Source organism: Bacillus sp. AFS059628 (genome assembly GCF_002571225.1).
Lineage (GTDB): Bacteria > Bacillota > Bacilli > Bacillales > Bacillaceae_G > Bacillus_A.
Window position 1 is genome coordinate 1 of the sequence record NZ_NVEC01000057.1, and the last position, 21,220, is coordinate 21,220.

The 21,220-nt window shown below is 32.6% G+C and carries 20 protein-coding genes and 2 pseudogenes; 16 read left to right on the forward strand and 6 right to left on the reverse strand.

Features of this window, described 5'->3' with window-relative positions:
* Positions 1-155 precede the first annotated feature (155 nt).
* Both COL05_RS18845 and COL05_RS18850 read left to right on the forward strand, forming a co-directional pair.
* Entirely contained in the window at positions 156-1,001 is an 846-nt protein-coding gene (locus COL05_RS18845) for an aminopeptidase (protein WP_098669704.1), read from the forward strand.
* A 28-nt stretch (positions 1,002-1,029) separates the two neighbouring features.
* A complete protein-coding gene (locus tag COL05_RS18850) occupies positions 1,030-1,698 on the forward strand; it encodes a YjgB family protein (protein WP_098669705.1) in 669 nt (222 codons plus the stop codon).
* Positions 1,699-1,763: 65 nt separating this feature from the next.
* Here COL05_RS18850 and COL05_RS18855 read toward each other — a convergent pair whose 3' ends face one another.
* Positions 1,764-2,990: an MDR family MFS transporter gene (locus tag COL05_RS18855; protein ID WP_098669706.1), complete on the reverse strand. Its 1,227-nt coding sequence runs from the start codon at positions 2,988-2,990 to the stop codon at positions 1,764-1,766.
* Positions 2,991-3,091: 101 nt separating this feature from the next.
* Here COL05_RS18855 and COL05_RS18860 point away from each other — a divergent pair, with 101 nt between their 5' ends.
* The 5 genes from COL05_RS18860 to COL05_RS18880 all read left to right on the forward strand — a co-directional run bounded on the left by COL05_RS18860 (position 3,092) and on the right by COL05_RS18880 (position 8,620).
* The gene (locus COL05_RS18860; RefSeq protein WP_098669707.1) at positions 3,092-4,828 is read left to right on the forward strand and encodes an ABC transporter substrate-binding protein; all 1,737 of its coding nucleotides are present in this window, start codon (positions 3,092-3,094) and stop codon (positions 4,826-4,828) included.
* 159 nt (positions 4,829-4,987) lie between these two features.
* Complete coding sequence (locus COL05_RS18865; RefSeq protein ID WP_098669708.1) at positions 4,988-5,611, forward strand: YhbD family protein; 624 nt, start codon at positions 4,988-4,990, stop codon at positions 5,609-5,611.
* 13 nt (positions 5,612-5,624) lie between these two features.
* Complete coding sequence (locus COL05_RS18870; protein WP_098669709.1) at positions 5,625-6,335, forward strand: bactofilin family protein; 711 nt, start codon at positions 5,625-5,627, stop codon at positions 6,333-6,335.
* A gap of 18 nt (positions 6,336-6,353) precedes the next feature.
* Positions 6,354-7,061, forward strand: a complete 708-nt coding sequence (locus tag COL05_RS18875) for a cytoplasmic protein (RefSeq protein ID WP_098669710.1) — start codon at positions 6,354-6,356, stop codon at positions 7,059-7,061.
* Between the two features lie 23 nt (positions 7,062-7,084).
* Entirely contained in the window at positions 7,085-8,620 is a 1,536-nt protein-coding gene (locus COL05_RS18880; RefSeq protein WP_098669711.1) for an MDR family MFS transporter, read from the forward strand.
* 54 nt (positions 8,621-8,674) lie between these two features.
* Here COL05_RS18880 and COL05_RS18885 read toward each other — a convergent pair whose 3' ends face one another.
* Positions 8,675-8,995 (reverse strand): hypothetical protein, encoded by a 321-nt coding sequence (locus COL05_RS18885; RefSeq protein WP_098669712.1) that lies wholly within the window; start codon positions 8,993-8,995, stop codon positions 8,675-8,677.
* A 195-nt stretch (positions 8,996-9,190) separates the two neighbouring features.
* On the opposite strand from COL05_RS18885, the pseudogene COL05_RS32455 reads away from it, so the two are divergent.
* Positions 9,191-9,319: pseudogene (locus COL05_RS32455) on the forward strand (BC_2878 family exosporium-associated protein); the annotation flags it as partial.
* 145 nt (positions 9,320-9,464) lie between these two features.
* The gene (locus COL05_RS18895) at positions 9,465-10,235 is read left to right on the forward strand and encodes a GNAT family N-acetyltransferase (protein ID WP_098669713.1); all 771 of its coding nucleotides are present in this window, start codon (positions 9,465-9,467) and stop codon (positions 10,233-10,235) included.
* 119 nt (positions 10,236-10,354) lie between these two features.
* Here COL05_RS18895 and COL05_RS31440 read toward each other — a convergent pair whose 3' ends face one another.
* Both COL05_RS31440 and COL05_RS18905 read right to left on the reverse strand, forming a co-directional pair.
* Entirely contained in the window at positions 10,355-10,528 is a 174-nt protein-coding gene (locus COL05_RS31440; protein WP_098669714.1) for a hypothetical protein, read from the reverse strand.
* Between the two features lie 247 nt (positions 10,529-10,775).
* On the reverse strand, positions 10,776-11,207 hold the full coding sequence (locus COL05_RS18905) for a GNAT family N-acetyltransferase (RefSeq protein WP_098669715.1): 432 nt from the start codon (positions 11,205-11,207) through the stop codon (positions 10,776-10,778).
* 281 nt (positions 11,208-11,488) lie between these two features.
* Between COL05_RS18905 and COL05_RS18910 the strand changes: the two genes are divergently transcribed.
* Positions 11,489-12,349 carry a DegV family protein gene (locus COL05_RS18910; protein WP_098669716.1) on the forward strand — a complete coding sequence of 287 codons (861 nt, stop codon included), beginning with the start codon at positions 11,489-11,491 and terminating at the stop codon, positions 12,347-12,349.
* 47 nt (positions 12,350-12,396) lie between these two features.
* On the opposite strand, the gene COL05_RS18915 is transcribed toward COL05_RS18910, so the two are convergent.
* Entirely contained in the window at positions 12,397-12,600 is a 204-nt protein-coding gene (locus tag COL05_RS18915; RefSeq protein WP_098669717.1) for a hypothetical protein, read from the reverse strand.
* A 464-nt stretch (positions 12,601-13,064) separates the two neighbouring features.
* On the opposite strand from COL05_RS18915, the pseudogene COL05_RS31955 reads away from it, so the two are divergent.
* Positions 13,065-14,336, forward strand: a pseudogene (locus COL05_RS31955) (helix-turn-helix domain-containing protein).
* Between the two features lie 87 nt (positions 14,337-14,423).
* Here the strand turns inward: COL05_RS31955 and COL05_RS18930 are convergent.
* Positions 14,424-14,858: an Lrp/AsnC family transcriptional regulator gene (locus tag COL05_RS18930; RefSeq protein WP_098669719.1), complete on the reverse strand. Its 435-nt coding sequence runs from the start codon at positions 14,856-14,858 to the stop codon at positions 14,424-14,426.
* 142 nt (positions 14,859-15,000) lie between these two features.
* Between COL05_RS18930 and COL05_RS18935 the strand changes: the two genes are divergently transcribed.
* The 5 genes from COL05_RS18935 (at position 15,001) to COL05_RS18955 (ending at position 21,145) form a co-directional block, all read left to right on the forward strand.
* Positions 15,001-16,269, forward strand: coding sequence for an APC family permease (locus COL05_RS18935; protein ID WP_098669720.1), 1,269 nt, complete (start codon positions 15,001-15,003; stop codon positions 16,267-16,269).
* Between the two features lie 116 nt (positions 16,270-16,385).
* Complete coding sequence (locus COL05_RS18940) at positions 16,386-17,969, forward strand: M3 family metallopeptidase (RefSeq protein ID WP_098669721.1); 1,584 nt, start codon at positions 16,386-16,388, stop codon at positions 17,967-17,969.
* 12 nt (positions 17,970-17,981) lie between these two features.
* Positions 17,982-18,734 carry a WecB/TagA/CpsF family glycosyltransferase gene (locus tag COL05_RS18945; RefSeq protein WP_098669722.1) on the forward strand — a complete coding sequence of 251 codons (753 nt, stop codon included), beginning with the start codon at positions 17,982-17,984 and terminating at the stop codon, positions 18,732-18,734.
* Positions 18,735-18,749: 15 nt separating this feature from the next.
* Positions 18,750-19,748, forward strand: a complete 999-nt coding sequence (locus tag COL05_RS18950; protein WP_098669723.1) for a phosphotransferase — start codon at positions 18,750-18,752, stop codon at positions 19,746-19,748.
* Positions 19,749-19,768: 20 nt separating this feature from the next.
* The gene (locus tag COL05_RS18955; protein ID WP_098669724.1) at positions 19,769-21,145 is read left to right on the forward strand and encodes a 5'-methylthioadenosine/adenosylhomocysteine nucleosidase; all 1,377 of its coding nucleotides are present in this window, start codon (positions 19,769-19,771) and stop codon (positions 21,143-21,145) included.
* The last annotated feature ends 75 nt before the right edge of the window (positions 21,146-21,220 follow it).

The window sequence follows — 21,220 nt, forward strand, 5'->3', positions numbered from 1 at the left end:
TATTTCATTGGGTCACTTCACTTAGTATGCGAATTCAGGAGGTGTTTTTTCATGTACCACTATTCGGGTTCACTTCATTCTTTGTTGCTTTTTCTATATTTAAGGCAGGATTGTAGTGTAATTGGCGAGAAGGGGTATATAAGGAGATGGGAAAAATGATAAATAATACAATTCCAAATTTTTTAAAATTATGGGAAAGTGAAGATGTAGAATTAGAAATTCTTAATCAATACTTCATTTTACATCCTGAGGTATTTGAAGAATACTTTAAGTATCATTGTCCTAAAACGAGAGAACGTATTTCTACTGCCATTAAACAATATCCCGTGAAACTAGAAGATATTCATATCATTGCAGAAACATTACCGAGTATTATTCAAGAGATAACGAATGAATATCATAATAAATATAATCTTGATGTAAATATGCGGTTTCATTTATTTGTTGGAACTTTTGGCTCTAATGCATTTGTAGAAAGGGAAATCATTGGTGACATATTTTTTGCAGCAGAAAAATTATCTTCAGATGTAAATCATCTTCGTGTTATTGTCGCTCACGAAATAGGCCATATATATCATAATGTTATGTTACAAAATGATGGGATGGATTGGGAAAAAGCTGAGTGGACTGACGCGGCAGTTATTTTGTATCGTGAAGGTGTTGCAACATATTTATCAAAACAAATTATAAAAGGCGTAAATGAATCAGTGTACTACTCATATAACAATGAAGGTGAACGTTGGTTACAATGCTATATAGAAAATGAAGAACATATAAAGAAACGTTTTTTGGCAGATTATATAGAAGGATGGACGTTCGAAAAAGAGAAAGAGTGGTTTCGGTTATCTGGCGGGCAATACTTTGGATACAACCGACTTGGTTATTTTTTAGGAACAGCTTTTGTAGAGGATGTTGTACAAGCACTAGGAGAAAGTGAGGCATTTACTTTTGGGAACAAATATAATTTGAAAAGTAGCGTAATGGATTGGTTATCAAAATGAATAGGATTACAATAGGAGGCTGAAATGTATGAAAGTGTATGTAAAGATAGCTATGTTATTTCTCGCTTTTACGTGCCTATTTGCATTAGCAGCATGTAAAGGGACCGATGAACAAAAGGAAACAAGCCGAACATCAGAAAATAGTAAAAATGAACATAATAATTCTGCTGAAGAAAAGAAAGAATCTGATGCAAAATCAAATAATGAAGGATCAACAAAATCAGGTACAGATTCACGCTCGAAAGATACAGTAATTAACCAAAAATCAATTAACCACGTTAAAGAATTGTTTGAATTAGCGAAAGAAGGAAAAGTACCTAACGTTCCGTTCGCAGCACATACAGGAGATATTGAAGAAATAGAAAAAGCATGGGGAAAAGCTGATAAAACGGAACAAGCAGGGAATGGAATGTACGCTACCTTTACAAATAAAAATGTTAGCTTTGGTTTTAATAAAGGATCACAAGTTTTTGATGTACGCTCCTATCATGCTGAACTAAAATCAATTACATTACAAGATATAGAGAAAGCATTAGGAAAACCAGCTGCAGTTAAGATAAATGGGGAAGACAAAATATATGTATATAAAGTAAACAATCAGTTTGAGTTAAAATTCATTATTCCAAAATCGATTGGTAAAGTAAATCATATTTCGGTATTTTCGCCAGAAGATAGTATTAATAAAATGGCAGGGTAATAAAAAAGGATGTCACAATAGTCTCGGGACTTTTGTGACATCCTTCTTTTTATAAAGAAAGCATCCTATAAAATATGAGTAGTATGCTCCGAAACGTTTTTATTTATTTTATTACGTTCTACATTTTGGATAAACAGTGCTTGAATAATTCCTCCAGCTACTAGGAAACAAGCACAAATATAAAATAGCATGCTACCGTTTAATTGACTTAATAAAACCGCACCTAGTACAGGACCACACGTTCGAGATATATCCCAATGTAACCCGTGAATTGAGAAATACAATCCGCGTTTATCCGTAGGAGCGATTTCTGAAACGAATCGAAGTAAATGGTTGAAAGCAATACTTTCTCCAATGACTAAAAAGAGTAATGTGAAAAATAGTGACAAGATTGTTGCTGAAAACCCATAGCCAATTGCAGCTATCGTAAAGCAGATATAAGAAATAAGTATAATTTTCGTCATGGAAAATCGTTCAGACCATTTCACGAGGAAAATTTGTAGAATGATTTCCATAATAGCTTTGCATGTTGAAATAAAGGCGAGTATGAATACGAAATCTGGAAATATATCTTTAGCGAAAATGCGATAATTTGTCTCAGTTTGTGCATAAAAAAAGCTAATAGGAAGTGTAGTAATCATAAGTCCCAAAACAGCGTAATGTTTGTGTACAAATTGTTTTGGAGATGATACTTCAAGTTTTTGCTTAGGTTTTGTAAGTACTGGAGCGGTTTCTGGAAGCTGTGTCCATACAACTACTGCATATACCATAAGTGTAATGCTTTGCATGATAAATAAATATTCAGGATGAGTTTGATAAAAGATAGCACCAATTATGGGACCAATTACGGAACCAATTGCAGCCATCGTATGCAAAAGAGCAAAAATTGCTGCTTGCTGTTTTTGTTTTGTTAAATCAGCAATTTGTGCACGTTGAGCGGGAATATATAAGGAACGGCCAACCCCATTTATGACGTATAACAATGCAAATATAAAAACAGATTGAGCAAAGACGAAGCTGCCGATTGCAACGCCTTGCAGCAATAAGCCGAGTAACATAATTTTCTTTCGCCCATATTTATCAGTAATTCCCCCAGCAATAAGTGTAAATATGATATCTGAAAGAGGTTGTAGTCCAAAAATGAGCATGGTGATTATTATATTACCGTTTAACATTTTATTAACGTAAATAATCATTATGAGGGCTAACATAGATTCAGTCGTGCGGGTTAATAATTCGCCGCCCAGTCTTATAATAATTGGTTTGTTATAACGTAGTAAGAGATTGTTCAATATTAATTCCTCCTTTCTATATTGAAATGATAAGATGAAAGGAGAAATGGAAAAAGGGTAGAAAGAATAGGGAGTATTTTTCACCTTTTAGGGGGATTATGATGTTTATTTTAGATCAATACATTGAACTATGGTATGCCTATGGTAAAGGGAGACGAGAAGGAGAACGATTAGAAGTAACCGTACAGATGATAGCAGAAACATTATTTTGTACGGAGCGTAATAGTAAATTAATAATAAAAAAATTAGAAGAACTACGTTGGATTGTTTGGTTTCCAGGTCGCGGGAGAGGGAATCGTTCTAAATTAATATTTCAAAAGCAACCAATTCCACTAATTTTAGAAAGAGGAAAAGAACTAACGAAAAAAGGAGATGTGAAAAGTGGAATTTCATTTGTGGAACGCTACAGCTCACAATTTCCATCGGTAAAGAAAGAGTATGAAGCTTGGGTAGATTCCATATTTGGTCATCAAATAGAACGGACACCTGAAGGAAGAAAAGATGTCCTTCGTTTACAAGTACAAATGAACCTGGACATCGCTTTAGATCCGGTTTACGCTACAATGCGCTCAGAATGTCATATGGTTAAACATATTTTTGATACACTTGTATATGTAAATGAAGAAACAAACTCTATAGAACCAAGGATTGCTTTTCATTGGGAATTTGATGATGTTGAAAAGGTATGGACTTTTTATTTACGAAAAGGAGTTCGTCTTCATAATGGAAAACGACTTACCGCACATCATGTTATACATTCATTGAATCGATTTATGAAAGCTGAAAACAACCCACATGCATGGATGTTGCAACATGTTGAAAATGTCCGTGCGGTGGATGAATATGTTGTTGAAATTCGATTACATACGGAAAATAAGATGTTTTTACATATGCTTAGCGCAGAACAGTGTTCTATCGTACATGAAGATGAAGCAGGAAACTTCATTGGTACAGGGCCTTTTTCATTACGAGAGAAGAATGCAAATCTATTTGTACTAGAAGCCCATGATTTATATTATCGCGAAAGACCTTTCCTTGACCGAATTGAACTATTGAATGTGGAGCGAAGTGTAAATACATATGACGTGTTAGTAAAGGCGCAGTATAAAGATAAAGAAAAACATAATAAAGAAATTTCTCGGCTTGAATCGAACGTGACATATGTAACGTGTAATCTTGTAAAAGAAGGGCCAATGCAAGATGAGCTATTGCGAAAGGCGCTACATCAAATTATTCATGGCGATAAAATTGTTCAAGAACTTAGCGGAGAACGTGGAGAAGTAGCGAAGAAACTAATATTAGCAAATGAAAGCATAGTAGAAATTGAGGAAGATATAGAAAGTTTAATTAAGAGAAGTATGTATCATAATGAAGTGCTACAACTCTATACATTTACAGGACGAGATCACGTTGAAGATGCACAATGGATACAAAAGGAGTGTGCGAAGTACGGGATTCGTGTAGAAACTAATTTTCTTGACATAGAAGAGTTATTGGAAATAAGTACGATACAGAAGGCTGATATGATGCATGATAGTGCAACTATTAGCGAACGAATTGAAGATAGTCTGCTATATATGTTTCTTACAAGAAATAGTTTTATTCATGGGCAAAGCAGCATGGACTTTCATAAAACGTTGTCCTCTTATTTTAAACAAGAACAATTAGAGAATAGAGTTACATTGTTACGTGAAATTGAAGACACTTTGTTACGTCACATTCATATAATTCCTTTATACCGTAACAAACAACAAGTGACTTCTCATGAAAAAGTACAAAATATAATGATTAATTCACAAGGCTGGATTGATTTTTATGACATATGGTTTACATGGTGATATATAAGGGTTTTTACGCATTTTATAAGATGCGTGAGAACCCTGTTTTTGTGTGTGAAACAGGGTTGTTTTACACATTGTTACGCTACTTATGATAAAAGTCTATTTACAGCGTAACAGTGTTATGTTACATTGTTGTCAGGAAGGAGTGTTATACAGTTGAGTACAGATTTAATTTCAAAAAAAGATTTATTAGAACTAACTGGTATTTCATACGGACAGTTATATAGGTGGAAAAGAAAAAATTTAATACCGGAAGATTGGTTTGTACGAAAGTCAACATTCACGGGTCAAGAGACATTTTTTCCGAAAGAAAAGATATTAGAGCGTATTGATAAAATCCAAACGATGAAAGAGGATTTATCACTTGATGAACTAGCAAATATGTTTTCACCGAGTGTAAGAGAAATCCTTTTAACAAAGGAAGACATATTACGTAAAGGGATTGCATCAGAGCCAGTTTTACAATTCTTTATAGAACAAACGAATAAAACAACAGAGTATCAGTTTGCAGATATTCTGTATGTGTATATGTTAGAAGAATTACTGCAATCGGGAGAAATTAGTTTAGAAGAAGGAAAAATGATCTTGCAAGTTTTATGTGAAAATTATGAAGCGATTAAGCATAAAACTTGTGATTTAATTATCGTCCGAAAGTTAGGGATTTCTACTTGTTTCTTAGTTTCAAACGTAGACGATTTAATTTTTGAAAAAGGCACCAAAATTGTTTTACGTGAAGCGATTATGAAATATACGGAAGCATTAAAAACGAAACTATTGTAGTGGGAGAGAAATTATGCGTACAGAAAATTTAATTATAAATGGTTACGGTTCATCGAATGGCGGCGAGTTTCATAAAGTGCAATTAAATGGAAAAGGGACTGTGAATGGAAATGTTGAATGTGAAAAATTTGAATGTAACGGTTACGGTGCCGTTACTGGCGATTTAAAAAGTAACAGTGCACGAATTAGCGGATCTGGTAAAGTCGATGGCACAGTTCATGCTGAAACGATGCGAATAGATGGAAAAGCAACTATTACGAAAGATGTGAAGGCAAACAGTTTGAAAATTGCAGGAAAAGGTACGGTAGGTGGGAATGTCACTGGTGAAGAATTTAAAATCAATGGTCAAGCGACGATTGATGGCAACTGTGAAGTGGATACTTTTTCTTCTGATGGACAGTTTACAATTGGTGGATTATTAAGCGCGGATGAAATAAATATAAATATTCACGGTACATGTCGAGCGAAAGAAATTGGTGGTCAAACGATTAAAGTAAAACATAGGATGGGTACTTTTAGTAGATTGTTTAAATCAGTATTTGGTTTACAATTAGAAGCTGAACTGTTAGAAGGTGATAATATCGATATTGATTATGCTCACATAAGAACGGTAAGAGGAAATAATGTTACAGTAGGACCGAACTGTGAGATTGAACTCATTGAATATACCGGTGTTCTTACTGTTGATAAAAGCGCAAATGTAAAAGAAATAAAGCAGGTTTAATAGGAGGGAGAAAGTAATATGGAACATTCACATAGTCTTACTGTCAATGGTTCTGGTAGTTCAGCAGGCGGGGATTATAACAAAGTGAAGATACGCGGTGAAGGAACAATTTCTAATGATATGAGCTGTAATGAATTTAAAACGTACGGCACGAGTGAAGTGCGCGGTAATATGAAAGTGAAAAACTATGTCGTGTATGGTGATAGTGAAGTACAAGGAAATGTAACTGCGGAATATGTAAAAGTATATGGAAACACACAAATGCATAGTGATGCACATATTGAAAAAACAAAAGTAAGAGGTATGATAGAAGTTAAGGGAAAGTTTACTGGTGATTTCGTAGATGTGAAAGGCGCTTTAAATGTGAAAGGAGATATTGAAGTAGAGGAATTATCACTAACGGGTGGTCTTGAAAGTGATGGATTACTTAATGCTGAAAATATTGAAATTTCACTTCGTTATGAAGGGAGCAAAGTGAGAGAAATCGGTGGTAAAAAGATTTCTGTTCGTAAAAAAGCGAGATTTATTCCATTTACAAGTCATGCTGGAAGCCTCCAAACGTCTATCATTGAAGGAGATGAAATTTATTTAGAGCATACTATCGCTGAAGTAGTAAGAGGAAACAACGTTACTATTGGTCCAGGGTGTAAAATTAGTGTTGTAGAATATCATACTAGCTTTAACCAAAAAGGTAATGCAGTTGTAAAAGAACATAAACAAATATAAGTAGTACGAGGGAGAGCAAGGTTATGGTTGAAAAGAATAATAAGCTCGGCTTTGTTGTGGCGGGCTTATTGCTAGGCATTTTAATGGCATCAATGGATAATACCATTGTCGTAACAGCGATGGGAACGATCGTTGGTGACTTAGGAGGCCTTGAAAACTTTGTATGGGTCGTTTCTGCCTATATGGTCGCAGAAATGGCAGGTATGCCGATATTCGGTAAACTATCAGATATGTATGGTAGAAAGAGATTCTTTATTTTCGGTTTAATTGTCTTTATGATTGGTTCGGCACTTTGTGGTACTGCTGAAAATATTACACAGTTAGGTATTTATCGTGCCATTCAAGGTATTGGCGGCGGGGCATTAGTGCCGATCGCGTTTACTATCGTTTTTGATATTTTCCCTCCAGAAAAGCGCGGGAAAATGGGTGGATTATTCGGAGCGGTATTTGGTTTATCCAGTATTTTTGGTCCATTACTTGGTGCGTATATTACAGATTATATTAGCTGGCACTGGGTATTTTATATTAACTTACCGCTTGGCGTTTTAGCACTTATTTTTATTACATTCTTTTATAAAGAGTCACGAGTTCATAGAAAGCAAAAAATTGACTGGTTTGGTGCAATTACTTTAGTTGGTGCAGTAGTTTGTTTAATGTTTGCTTTAGAGCTTGGTGGACAAAAGTATGATTGGGATTCTAGTTTTATTTTAAGTTTATTCGGTGGATTCGCTATTTTAATCATTGCATTCATTTTTATTGAACGTAAAGTAGAAGAACCGATCATTTCATTTGAAATGTTTAAACAGCGATTATTCGGCATGAGTACTATTATTGCATTATGTTACGGTGCTGCGTTTATGTCAGCAACTGTGTATATACCGTTATTCATTCAAGGTGTATACGGCGGGAGTGCAACAAACTCGGGATTATTACTTTTACCGATGATGTTAGGCTCAGTCGTAACGGCGCAATTAGGTGGATTTTTAACGACGAAGCTTAGCTACCGAAACATTATGATTATTTCTGCGGTTATTATGCTAATTGGACTATTTTTATTAAGCACATTAACACCAGAAACAAGTCGTGCATTATTAACAGTGTATATGATTATTATCGGGTTTGGAGTTGGATTCTCATTCTCTGTACTAAGTATGGCAGCTATTCACAACTTCGGTATGGAACAGAGAGGATCTGCGACTTCAACGAGTAACTTCATTCGTTCGTTAGGAATGACATTAGGTATTACAATCTTCGGAATGATCCAAAGAACAGGTTTCCAAGATCAATTAGAAGAAGCGTTTAAAGGGATGAGCGGGGGAATGAATACAAACGCTTTAGGAGATTCAAGAGCTATTCTATCAGAATCGGCAAGATCTCAAATCCCGCCGCAAATATTAGATAAAATTATTGACGCTCTTTCTAGCTCAATTGTTCAAACATTTATGTGGGCATTGGTACCAGCTGGTTTAGCATTCATATTTATTTTCTTTATGGGAAATGAGCGTATGGTAATTAAGAAACAACAAACGAATAAAAAGAATGAAACATCAAAAGCGTAATGAAAAAGCTCCTTTCCAATTGGAAGGGAGCTTTTTCGTATGTACGGATTTAGATTAGCCTTCAATGATTTCGTATTCTTCGTCTGCTAATAATAAAATTTGTGTTTTCTTACCTTTGTTTTGTACTTCGATTACATCATAAGCACCTAAGTCTCTTACTTTGTTTTGAGAAGCGTTAACCATAACTTCAATAGAATCAATTAAGATATCTTCTTCAATGTATGATTCAGGCAATGCCATATCTTCAGTATCTAATACACATGCGTATAGATTTTGTAAGTTTTCAGCAGTTGGATTTTGTTCTTCAACATCAATGATGTTCTTTACTGCTTCCATATTTTCTTCTTTTGCTTGATATACTTTAATTTTAGCCATTGTTTTAATCTCCTTTATAACGTAATCGTAGAGGCTACACTTCATTATAACGTTTTTTTCATGAAAGATGAAATTGTTATATGTATTTATAGCGAAAAATATGTATGATTCCTTAGTGTTAGTGTAAATTCCTTTCGTTAAAGTTATATTGTCCAAGCTTTTTTCATATTCCGCTCATATTATATGAAAGTGAAAGTGGGTTGTGAGCCGAAACGAAACTATCGATGTTGCCAAAATAGGATTTGTGAATTTTTGCGAATTCTAGAGCCTTTTACAAAAGTTGAGAGTATTGTAATCGCCGGAAGCGGGATTGTTGTATCTTATACTTATTATTAGATGTTATAATAATTTTATATTTATGAATATTTTAACAACATGTGGAGTTTAGAAGACGTTTGCTTGTATGTAGCATAAAAGGAATTTTGAAAAAAGTAGAAGTACATTGATGCTAAGGAAAGTGGGAATGTAAATGATATATGAAGCGAATATACATACAAGAAAAAAATTAGTTACTATGTTCCAAGATTTCAATAACGTTGTTTTACTTTCTTATTTACAAGGGCATATGGGTACCGCTTGGGTAAATGATCTTGAAAATCCAACAGTAGCACAAGTTACGGTAGGGATTTTTACATTTTACGCTGGGGATTTGAATGCAAAAGAAACAGAAGAATTACTAGGTAACATTCCTGAGAGAATGTTAGTAATCGTAAATAGTGAAGAGTGGAAAAAGCGTTTAGAAACATACTACGAAACAAAAATAGATAAGTTTTTACGCTATAAATTCAAAAGGAAGGCAGAAGTTTTTGATTGTTTAAAATTAGAATCTTTTATATCAGTGCTTCCAGAAGGATATGAGTTACGAAGAATTGATGAACATATCGTAAATATCCCTACATTACATAAGGTTTCAGAAGATTTTACAAGTCAATTTCAATCAGTCGAAGATTATTTAAACCGAGGTATAGGGTTTAGTATTTTGTATAAAGGAGAAGTTGTATGCGGTGCATCATCATATAGCATTTATGATGATGGGATTGAAATCGAAGTGGCGACTGATCACAATCATAGAAGAAAAGGGTTGGCAACTATAGTTAGTGCGGCGTTAATCTTGGACTGTTTAGAAAAAGGGATATATCCAAACTGGGATGCAGCAAATACTACATCTGCTAAACTAGCAGAAAAGTTAGGATATATTTTTGATAAAGCGTATGATACGTATTTTGTGGATAATAGATGAATTCATTTTTAAATAAAAGAGCAGCTAGCAAAAGCTAACTGCTCCTCTCCAAAGGAGAATGGAGAAATACAATCATGTAATTTACATTATTGACGAAACAGTAATTTTTAATCAAATAACTATAAAAGTTTAGATAAAATATCTTTGATTAAACCTGAGGCTCCGATAAAGAGTACTGATAGAAAAACGATTGAGAATATACTTTTTTTAGGTTTTTTACATTCTAAGTAAATGTTAAAAATGGCACCAATTGCAACTACAATAAAAATAACGAGTCTTACTACATCTATCATGAATAACGCTCCTTTTTATCACTTAATTGTATTATATAGGAATTCGCCTTCTGATTAGTTTGTTGGAATACGATTTAAGGTAATTTTAAACAAAATAATCTTTTATACGAAAGTAATGAGAGGAGAAAAAGGAAACGTATGTAGTAATTGTATAACTTGTAGAAGCTGATGGCGATCAAATTAAGTACGGTTATTATTTGAGTGGTATAGTAATTTGTATTTTTATAGACGCTCTCTTTAGGCGTACTTACAGTTTAAATAATAAAACATGCTTATCATAATGATCTAAACACCAATTATATTTTTTTAGAATAATTGGATGAACTACTTCTTTGGCGGTATCAACCTCAGTATAGCCATATTTCTTATAAAAGTTTTCTAATTCCTCAAAAGGAAGACAATATACATGTTGTACTTGTAATTTCTTCGCAGTTTCTACTAAAAATGAAACAAGTTCCCCAGCTAATTGTAGACCTCTAAATTTAGGGAGAATAAGTATCCCACCCATTTCTATAGTATCTTCATCTATTTGGACTAAACGACCAACACCTGCATATTCATTGTTGTATGTAATGATTGCGACTTTATCCCTTTTTAAATCACTTCGTACAAATCCTATTGAGTCATATTGATTATTAATCCATTCCAGATCATTAGATGTGGCCAGTTGAATATTCATATACATCCTCCCTCCGAATACTAGCTCTATCTCCATATAAATTTAAAATGATTAAATAAAATTAAAGAATTAAATACAAAAACTCAAAAAATTATTCGTGTTATAGAAAAAAATAAAAAGTGCTTAAAATGGCATTACTTTTATTAACAGTTCAAGTTTTGAAGAATAGTGCATACAATATAAAGTCTTTTCCTTTCTTCATTTAAGTTTTACGTATATAATTTAAAAGTACTATTTTTATTTTATATTTTTTATATTTATAACAGAATAGAGGTTTAAAAATGGGTGTTAAAATCATTACGGATAGTGCGGCGGATTTACCTGTAGAATTGCTGCAAGCATATGATATTGATTTAATTCCACTCCGTGTTTATGATGAAGCAGAAACAGAGTATTTAGATGGAGTTACATTAGAGTCAGTTACATTATTGCAAAACATGAGAGAAGGCGCTGTTTATAGAACGTCATTGCCTTCACTTGAAACTTTCCAAGAAAAATTTGTTTCTTATGCAAAAGAAGGTAATCCTTGTATATATTTAGCTTTTTCATCTGAACTGTCCGGTACATATCAATCGTCAGTTGTTATTAAAGAAGAAGTGAAAGAAACATATGCTAATTTAGATTTAGAAATTATTGATACGAAATGTGCTTCGCTTGGCCAAGGGCTTGTCGTATTAGAAGCTGCTAAAATGGCGAAAGAAGGCGCATCAAAAGAAGATATTTTAAAACGTGTTGATTTTCTAATGAACCATATGGAACATATCTTCACTGTAGCTGACTTACAGTATTTAGTGAGGGGTGGGCGTTTAAGTAAAGTAGCAGGCTTTATCGGTGGTTTACTAAACATTAAGCCAATCTTAAACGTGGAAGAAGGAAAACTTGTACCACTTGAAAAAGTACGAGGAAAAAAGAAAGTATTAAGCCGTATTGTAGATATTATGGAAGGGCGCGGAAAAGACCTTCAAGGTCAAACAATCGCTATGACTCACGGTGATGACTTAGAAACAGCTGAAGCATTAAAAGCATTAATTACAGAAAGATTTGGCTGTAAAGTATTTATCGTAAATACAATTGGTGCAGCAATCGGAGCACATACAGGGCCTGGCGTTATAACGTTATTTTTCTTAAATGAAGTAGAGTAAAGGATTGATCTTTTGATCAATCCTTTTTTAATCTAATTTATATGTAATTATTTATTAGCTTTCTCTTTAAAAGGTAAGAAGGTAGATAGGAAAATGATAATCGCGAGTCCAAAGCCGAATCTTTCAGTTTGATCAATTACTAAGTCATTTTTCCACTGATAAATGAAAGAAGCCAATATTAAAAGTAAAGCAGTGCCTCCAGCATATCTAATTATTTTTCGTGAAGATTCATCTTTAATTCTTACAAACATTTGTATCATCCTTTCATTTTTATTGAATAATTTGATAAATTAATTTCTAGGATTTGATATTAATAATTCGTCTATTATATTTATTTAATTTTTTCGGTTTACAATAAATATCTTCTATGTACTAGGTAAATGTAATGAACTATAACTATCTAAATGAAGAATGATAGTTTACATGTAGTTAAATCCTTTTCATTAGTTTGATCGTAATTCAAGTATATGATTCTGGTTTTGTTAATAACAAGTAGTAAAATCATATGAAAAAAATGGACGAAAATCCCCAATTTTAACCATGAAATTTAACAAGCCATCTAGAAATAATCATAGTATGAATGTAAAATTAAAATATGTGATACATTTTTTTACATTTGTAAAATTATACATTTTTTTAATATGAAAGATTAAGCAATACATAATGGCTTATTTAGTAAAAAAGTAAGAAATGGTTAAGCAGGGAGAGTAGAAAGATGGAAATAGGGGAACGTATTCGCCATGTTCGAATGCATAAAGGATTAACACAGGGGGAACTCGTATTAGGAATATGTTCAATAACATATTTAAGTAGAATAGAAAGCGGAAAAATAAAACCGTCATCTTCTTTTATAAAAAAGGTTTCTAAGAAGTTAGAAGTTAAGAGTGATTATCTTATAAATGGAAATTTCGAGGAGATACAGCTTACTATATTAAAGATATGTAATAAATATAAAAAAGATAAAAGTATTACAGAAGGTGACTTATCTTTGTTAGAATTATACGTTCGTGAAGTGGATTCAATCCCTTTATTACTAAAGGTATATGGTGTACTTATATACTATCATGTCCGACAAAAAAAACTGTTATATGCGAAATCGCTTATAGATCAAGCTTCGCAAATGATACCAAGTAAGGTCGAAATGCAAGATCCTGAAGATTATATTTATTATTTAAAAGCTCGAGGTTTATATTTTTATAATTAACAAGACTACAGCGCTGCGCATGATATTTATGTACAAGCTGAGAGTTTACTTGGCATAGAAGAAACTGAACAACATGGTCATATATACTATAATTTATGTCATGTATATAAGGAGCTTTATAAAGATAAAAGTATTAGTCGTTTGTATGCCTTAAAAGCTTACAATATATACAGAAAAAATGGTATGCAGAAAAACGTAATAAATACACTTTTAATGATTGCAATATTGTATATTATGGATGAGTTATATGAAAAGGCACTTGAAATTTTACAAAAAGTAGAAAATAGTTTGGCTACTAATGGTGATTCAAAGTATTTACCTATTATTTCATATGATTACGGTAAAATTTATCAAGGTTTAAAAGACTATACGAATGCCATTAAATACTACGAAAAAACTTTGGAATTAAGTGAATTTTTATCAGAGAAAGATCAAAAAGTATATGCGTTACGTAACATGTTGGAAATTTACATAGAACTTAAAGATTGGAAAAATGTTAATAAGGTTATGAATGAAGCATTTCATTTTTTATCGATTTATGATGTGCCAATTGCATTTGTCCAACTATATGGGTTGAAAGCTAAAGTATTCAAAATACGTGGAGATTATTATGAGTATGAGAAAAATATGCAAAAGGCAATTGAAGTGGGATTAGAAAAAAAACAACATCGCTTAGTTGCTGAACTATCCTATGAACTAGGTAACTTTTATAATGAAAATCGCTCTTATAAATTATCTGCGAAATATTATAAAATATCAGTTGAAAATAAAATGGATTTATAGGGAAGTTTAGTGAAAAACTCAAATGAATTGTAAGGTGTTATCCAAAAGAGTAGTATATTTTATACTTTTTGGATAACCTTTTTATTGCTATTCTATAAGTACTGATCGATATGGTATTGGTGAAGATAAAATCATAGAAGTTTTAACTGTTCCAAATGGTATAACGATATCAATTAATTCTTCTAATTCCTTCATAGAGTGAACTGCTACTTTTAAGTAATAGCTGCTTTCACCTGTTACTCGGTGGCATTCAAGAATCCTCTGTTCTTCGTATATTTTCTCCTCAAATTTTTTGCATGGAATCTTTAAGTTTTCGATTCTTAGAAATGCTTGAATTGATTTTCCAATTATATCAAGTGATATTCGAGCTGTATACTTTTCAATTATTCCTGCATCTTGTAATCTTTTTAGTCTTTCTGTGACACTAGGGCGACTGAGGTGCAGGTGATCAGTCATTTCTGTAATTGTCATTCTGGCATCCTCTTGTAATAAAAGGGTTATTTTCTTATCGATTTCATCCATGAATTATGCTCCTTTACAAAATTGAAAGTAAATTTTTGAAATAAATACATAATATAAAATCTAATATTAAATTACATACACTTTTGTATATTGAATAGACTGATAAGTTTCTATAATTAAAATATAAATGGAGGTGTATGTAATGTCCAATCATTTTAATGAAACAATTTCTATTAAAAAAGGAACAGCTCTATACGTCGGAGCGGTTCTAGGATCAGGAATTCTTATATTACCTGGTATGACAGCGAGTGTAGCAGAGGGGAATGCAATTGTTTCTTGGCTTATTATGATATCACTTAGTATTCCACTTGCATTCACATTCGCATTTTTATCGATTGAGCATCCAAGTGCTGGTGGAATAGCTACTTTTGCAGAAAAAGCTTTCGGTAAAAATATAGGTACTATTATAGGATGGTGTTTTTTTATTGCAGGTAGTGTTGGGCAAATTGTTGTCTCAATGACTGGTGGAATGTATATAGTGAGAGTGTTTGATTTATCATCATATTTTTCTTATGTTATAGCACTTATTATTTTAAGTATTTCAATTGGTTTCAATTTATATGGGTTAAAAATGACTGGGTGGTTTCAAGTATGTATTGGTGTATTAACTTTCTTTATTTTAATTGTAACAATTATTAGTTCACTACCTTATATTGAAATGAAAAATACAAACGTACATATTTCTATGCAAGAAATAGACCCAATCATAAAAGCATCATTATTAATTTTTTGGTCTTTTTTCGGCTGGGAAGCTATTGCAAGTTTAGCTCCTGAATTTAAATCACCTAGAAAAAGAAATATTATTTTATCTACGGGATTTGCGATTGTTATTATTGGAGTTTTATATATAGGTATTGCATTATCAGAAATTGGAACGAAATCCTATCATATCAATGCTGATAATACTACAGCTCTTGTGCTTGTAATGAAGCAAGCATTAGGCGACCAATTTGCATGGATAATTGGATTTGTAGCTTTTATCATTTGTCTAGGGACGACAAATGCATTTATCGCAAGTATGGGGCGCTTAGGTTATTCACTAGGAAAAGAAGAAGTTGCACCGCGTTATTTAGCACATATTAATAAAAAAAGAGGAACACCAACAAATGCAGTAAAAGTTGTAAGTTTTATTGCAATAATAGGTTTGTTAATAAGTTTCGTTTTCCATATTAGCATAGATAAAATTGTTTTAATACCGAATTCGTTAGGAATTGTTACATATATAGTCGGTACTGCCGCTGGGATGAAATTAATAAAGAATAAGTTAGGTAAAATTCTTTCTATAGTGGCTTTTACATGTTGCGTAGTAGTTTATCCTTTTATTGGAGGAGTAATATTGATTCCAGTAGCCGTAGCATTCATATTTTTATGGTATGTGCGTTTCAGTAGCAGAATAAAAGAATATAAATAAGAATGCGCTTATAGAAATCTAAATATTTAAAGATGTTAAAATTTTACCATTTCATATATAATTGTGTAGGGAGAAATATCTGTAACTATTTGTAAAAATAGGGGGCGGCTATAAAAATGCATGAAATCGCTAGGTGGAATTTAGATCGATTGTATCCGGTTGAGGATATTCTAACTCCAATATTGGAATTGAAAGAACAATATTATGAGACAAAGGATGTAGGTGTCCTTTCAAAACTTATACAAGCTATTGAAAAAGCAGAATACTATTTGTATTGCCGAACGGCTGAAGAAAGTGTTTCATCTGACAATACTATATTGACTGTGAAGGTAAAGGAACTAAAAAGCGAAGTACAGCAGGTAATAACACAAAGTGAAGTGGAAATTACCGATAATACTAGATTAATAAAAGATGAACTAAGTGCATGGGAAAATATGTACATACAATTAAGAAATAAATTAGAAATAGAGCACAATAATAAGCAATTATCATTCGGCCAAGCAAATAATATTGCAATGAATAGTAATAATGAAAAGGAAAGAGTAGAAGTATTCGAGTCATTAACATCTGCTTTACATAAGGAAAAAGAAATTTTTGCTACTGTATTGAATCAAATAGGGAGATTACGTAATACAAAGGGTAATGAATTAGAAGACATAGATATTTTAACTCAATCTTTACATGCGAATGGCATTTCTGTAAATGGATTATTACAAATGTGGAATGTGGCAGAAGAAAACCTTAATAAATTAGCGAGTATTGTAAACGTGTATAAGAAGGAAGAAGCTACGATTACATGGCATGAACTTATGACCGTAAAGGAAAATAATGAGGTTCATATCCCTTTTTCAGAAGCGGTTCAAAACATATACGATGCGTTTGAAAATATAGATAAAGAATTAGCAGAATTTGCACGGAATGCAATAGAGAATGGATGGGTAGATGCGGAGCTGAGAGATAATAAAGCACCAGGTGGGTTTTGCGCTCCTTTCTTCAGTGAGAAAGAATCGCGAATTTCAATGCGTTATGATGGAAGTATTGATAGTGTAAGAGTACTTGCACATGAACTAGGACATGCTTGGCATTTTTATAATATGAGCTTTGAACAATCTACTTCTTTTTTAGATGATTATTTGCCAATGAGTACAGCTGAATCAGCGTCTATTTTCTTTGAAACGGTACTCTTAAATTATCTAATTCAAACAACAGATTGTATAGATATGAAAAAGTCAGTGCTTAGTTGGAAAATAAGGAACTGTTTTAATTATGTAATGGCAATACGATCATCATTTGAATTTGAGAAGAACTTTTATGAAAAATGTAAAGAGAGCCCTTTAAGTGCTGATGAAATCGAGAAATTATGTATTGCATCGCAAGAACAAGCATACGGGAATGCATTATTAGAATATCAGCCATTTGTTTGGATGAAATATGTTCAGTTTTACATAGCAGATGTTCCTTTTTATAATTATCCATACACATTTGGGTATTTAGCTAGTTTTAGTTTATTAGAAATAGCTCAAGAAAGTAAAAGTACTTTTCATTCGAAATATAAAGAGTTTTTACGAGAAACAGGAAAAGCTCCAGTGGAAGAGCTTATGAAAAAACATTTTGAAATAGATATAACAAGCTATGCATTTTGGGATAAAGCTTTTAGACAAATTTCTAAAGATATTGATGAATACTTGAGGCTTATGTAAGGAGAGAGTATAGTGGATCACCAACTTATAAAGGGAATACCTTTTTCAACTTTAGAATATGAAAAAGCTATAAGTTTGCTAAAAGGTTGGTTACATGAACAACAAGAGAAACCAAGATTTGTAGTAACTGCAAATCCTGAAATTGTTATGTCTGCAAAGGAAAATACAGAAAAATCAAAGCAGTTTAAAAAAATGTTACTATCTGCGGATCTAATAACAGCGGATGGGATTGGTGTCATAATAGGCTCGAAAATATTAAAAGGAAGTTTGAAAGAACGTGTTACAGGGGCAGATATTACTCATGAGTTAATAAAGTATTGTAATGACAATGAATATCGTGTTTTTCTTTTTGGAGCTGCGCCAGAAAGTAATAAAAAGGCGCTAAAAAAATTAAATGAGCAGTTCCCAGGGGCACAGTTTAAAGGACAACATGGTTTTATAAATGGTGAAGAAATAGAAGAAGTGAAAATAAAAATTAAGCAATTTAAGCCGCACTTACTACTAGTAGGACTAGGTTCACCCAAACAAGAAGAATTCATCTATGAAAACATGCAAACATTAAACGTTCCGCTATCTATTGGTATCGGAGGCATGATTGATATAATATCTGGTACTGTAAAAAGAGCACCAAAAATCATGAGGGATACTGGAACTGAATGGCTGTATAGGTTACTCTCACAGCCGAAAAGATTAAAGAGACAACTTGTACTTCCGAAATTTTTAATTTCAGTTATGGTAGAGAGGATGAAAGGAACACCAAGTTAAGAAAGGATAAACAAGATGATAGTGCCATTATCTAATGAAAAAGCTAAAAAAATTTTTCAAGAGCTGAAAGTGGAGTGCGAATCTTTATTTGAGTTTGAAATTCGAAATGCAATACCTATTCATCGTGGTTGGCTAAATTTGAAGTGGAAACTCGAAACAGATGCAGGATCTTTTGTATTAAAGCAATATAATAAAGAACGATACAAAATGTATAACCCAGAACTTTTAATACAAGCGTTACATCAACAACAAAGATTACATGATAATGGTGTAAGTTGTCCGAAGCTCCTAACTTATAAAAATAATGTAATGCATTTATCAAAAAATAATGAAAGATTTATAGTTTTAGAACATAAAGAAGGTAATCTAATTTCACCTGGAAAATTGAATGAAAAGGAAATCTACTCTCTTGGTAAAACAATAGGTCAAATGCATAATTTGTTAAATGATGGCTCTTTAATAAAAGGAGAAAAACCTAAATTTGTTCTGCCAACTAAAGAGGAAAGGTTAAAACATTGGGAAAATAAAAGGAGAGAAGCAGAACAGTTAGGAAAAGAACATATTCTCTCCCATATAAAATTACAGCAAGACGCAACACAATTAGTAAATATAGATCAATTTTATAGTAGTAAAAAAGGATGGGTGCACCGTGATCTATGGGTAGATAATTTCTTATTCCATAATGATGAAGTCTCAGCCATTCTAGATTTTGATCGTATGGATTATGATTATGTAGAATTGGACATTGGGCGTGCGGTTATATCTTGTGCCTTACATGATGGAGTATTAAATAAGAGTCTTGTTGCATCATTTTTAGCGGGATACCGTAATAAATTAGACTTTCCAGTAGGGAGTATTGTTCGGTCAATTCAAATGCTTTGGTATATGGAGAGTACATGGTGGATTCATACCAATATGGATCAGCATAGTGTACCACCTTCACGTTTTGCGGATGAAATGAATTGGATAGCTAAAAATTACAGTGCATTACATAATATATTAGTAGATTTATAAGAAAAGAGGGGACAACATACATGAACAGAATCGGCATTATCGGAGCAATGCAAATTGAAATAGACTTACTTTTAGAAAAACTAGCTATACAAGAGGAACAGACGATTGCGGGAATGCCATTTTACGTTGGAGAATTCATGGGAACTGAAGTAATTGTTACAAAATGTGGTGTAGGGAAAGTAAATGCAGCCGCATGTACGCAAACATTAATTCATAAATTTGATGTAGATGCTATCATCAATACAGGTGTTGCTGGAGGGTTACACCGAGATGTAAAAGTTGGTGATATTGTTATTTCAACGAATGTTACCCACCATGATGTAAGTAAAACACAAATGAAAAACTTATTCCCGTTCCAAGAAGAATTTGTCGCAAGTAAGAAATTAGTAGAGTTAGCACGTACAGTATGCAACAATAGTAATTTACATATAGGGGTTCATGAAGGAAGAATTGTAAGCGGTGAATGTTTTGTTGAAGACTCAAAACTAAAAGCGAAATTAATAGACGAATATGCACCGCATTGTACAGAGATGGAAGGTGCAGCAATAGGACATGTTGCTCATATAAATGACGTACCATTTCTCGTTATAAGATGTATTTCTGACAGTGCCGACGATGACGCTCAAATTTCCTATGATGATTTCGCAAAAACAGCCGCAAATTATTGTTCAGAAATTATAGTTGAGATGCTGAAAAATATACCGAGTAAAACATATAGAGCCAAAGGAGAAAATGACATGTTAGAAGCATTAATTTTTGATATGGACGGAACGTTATTTCAAACAGATAAAATTTTAGAATTATCGTTAGATGATACATTTGATCATTTAAGATCATTACAGTTATGGGATAAGGTAACACCTATTGAAAAATACCGTGAAATTATGGGGGTTCCATTACCGAAAGTCTGGGAAGCTTTATTACCGAACCATTCTCTTGAAGTAAGGGAACAAACAGATGCATATTTTTTAGAAAGATTAATTGAAAACATTAAAAGTGGAAAAGGTGCTTTATACCCGAACGTAAAAGAAGTTTTTACATATATAAAAGAAAATAATTGTTCAATTTATATTGCTAGTAATGGTTTAATTGAATATTTACGAGCCATCGTATCTTATTATGATTTAGACCGATGGGTTACTGAAACGTTTAGTATTGAACAAATAAATTCACTTAATAAAAGCGATTTAGTGGAAAGTATTTTGAACAAATATGATATAAAAAAGGTAGCGGTAGTTGGGGACCGGTTATCTGATATAAACGCAGCGAAAGATAATGGTTTGATTGCGATTGGATGTAATTTTGATTTTGCACAAGAAGATGAGCTTGCTCAGGCGGATATAGTAATAGATGATTTATTGGAGTTGAAGGGGATGTTGTCAGCTGTGCAGAGATAGTAAAGGTGTTTAATTTATAATAGAGCTATTTAAAAAATAATATAATTGTTAAAAAATTATTCTTCCACTAACGAA